Raw genomic sequence first — 1,524 nt, 5'->3', positions numbered from 1 at the left:
TGGTGCATCTGTTGCATTATATTTGATAACTTCATTAATTAATAATGCATTTGCAATACCATGAGGAATATGGAATTTAGCCCCTAATTTATGAGCCATTGAGTGGCATAATCCAAGCATTGCATTAGAGAAGGCCATCCCTGCCATACATGAAGCGTTAGCCATTTTTTCTTTAGCTACTTTTGCTTCTGCTCCACCATGATAAGATTCTGGTAAGTAATCAAAGACTAATTTAGCTGATTCTAATGATAATGGAATTGTATATTCTGTTGCTACTGTTGCTACTAATGATTCTAAAGCATGAGTTAATACATCGATACCTGAAGCAGCACATAATCCTTTTGGCATGGATAACATTAAGACTGGGTCAACAATTGCCATTGTTGGAGTTAATTCGTAGTCAGCTAATGGATATTTAATTCCTGTTTCATCATCTGTGATTACAGCGAAAGGAGTGACTTCTGAACCTGTACCAGCTGAAGTTGCAATACATACTAAGCTAGCTTTTTTACCCATTTGAGGGAAGCGATAGATACGTTTACGAACGTCCATGAAACGCATTGCTAGGTCTTGGAAGTTAGTTTCAGGGTGTTCATATAATACCCACATAATTTTTGCTGCATCCATAGCAGATCCTCCACCTAAGGCGATGATGACATCTGGTTTGAAGTTGGCCATTGCTTCAGCACCTTTTTTAGCATCTGATAGTAATGGATCTGGATGAACATCTGTGAACATTGTATATTGAATTCCGTAACGATCTAACTCATCCGTGACTTGTTTTGTATATCCTAAATCAAATAACACTTTATCTGTTACAATAAATGCACGTTTTTTACCATCGAAGTTTAAGTCTTCTAATGCAACTGGTAAGCATCCAAATTTATAATAAACTTTTGATGGAACTTTAAACCAAAGCATATTCTCTCTCCTTTTAGCAACCGTTTTAATATTAATTAAATGTTTTGGTCCTACATTTTCTGATACTGAGTTATTCCCCCAAGAACCACAACCTAAAGTTAATGATGGCGCTAAAGCAAAGTTAAAGATATCTCCAATTCCTCCATGTGCTGTTGGTTGATTAATTAAGAATGTTGTTGTACGCATACGAGATGCCATCGCTTGAATATCAGCTTCAGCACGTAACTCATCTGCATAAATAGCTGAAGTATGCCCTAGACCACTATGGTTAACTAATGTTTCAGCCATATCCACTGCTTCCGCATGATTAGATGATTTGTACATTGCTAAGACAACTGATAATTTTTCATGAGCGAATGGTTCCTCTAATGAAGTATCAGTCACTTCACCAACTAAAACTTTTGTATCCTTAGGAACTTCAAATCCTGCTAATTCAGCAATTTTCCATGCTGGTTGTCCAACAATTTTAGCATTTAATGCGCCATTGACAATGATTGTCTTACGAACAGCCTCTAATTGCTCTGGATTTAATAATAAAGCTCCACGCTTTGTAAGTTCAGTCTTAACTGCATCGTAGATTGACTCATCAACAATGATTGACTG

At 36.6% G+C, this 1,524-nt stretch carries 1 protein-coding gene; it reads right to left on the bottom strand.

What is annotated here, in order from left to right; genetic code table 11:
- On the bottom strand, window positions 1-1,524 hold a 1,524-nt coding region (locus Q0G30_RS14370; RefSeq protein ID WP_294391475.1), incomplete at both ends, for an iron-containing alcohol dehydrogenase.

The sequence above is a fragment of the uncultured Clostridium sp. genome (genome assembly GCF_934754925.1).
GTDB lineage: Bacteria > Bacillota > Clostridia > Clostridiales > Clostridiaceae > Clostridium.
Note: the sequence above shows the minus strand (reverse complement) of the source record. Positions and strands in the feature narration are given on the sequence as shown.